Genomic DNA, 251 nt, shown 5'->3' with positions numbered 1-251 from the left:
TTGAACAATACTTTTTTAACGTTTATCGTTGTATATCGCTATACATCGGTAAACACCCGAGGATTTCAAGACGCAACTAGCGGATTGAATCCGATTAAAGGTTAAGTTAGAAAGGGCGCACGGCGGATGCCTTGGCACTAGGAGCCTATGAAGGACGGCACTAACACCGATATGCTTCGGGGAGCTGTAAGTAAGCTGTGATCCGAAGATTTCCGAATGGGGAAACCCACTGCCCGTAATGGGGCAGTACG

General features: G+C 47.4%; 1 rRNA gene. It reads left to right on the top strand.

Features of this window, described 5'->3' with window-relative positions:
- Positions 1-99: 99 nt before the first annotated feature.
- Positions 100-251: ribosomal RNA gene (locus tag AWV70_RS24165) — 23S ribosomal RNA — on the top strand; the annotation flags it as partial.

It is taken from the genome of Sporosarcina koreensis (assembly GCF_001531445.1).
GTDB lineage: Bacteria > Bacillota > Bacilli > Bacillales_A > Planococcaceae > Sporosarcina > Sporosarcina koreensis_C.
The sequence above is the reverse complement of the archived record's forward strand: the minus strand, read 5'-3'. Positions and strand labels throughout refer to the sequence as shown.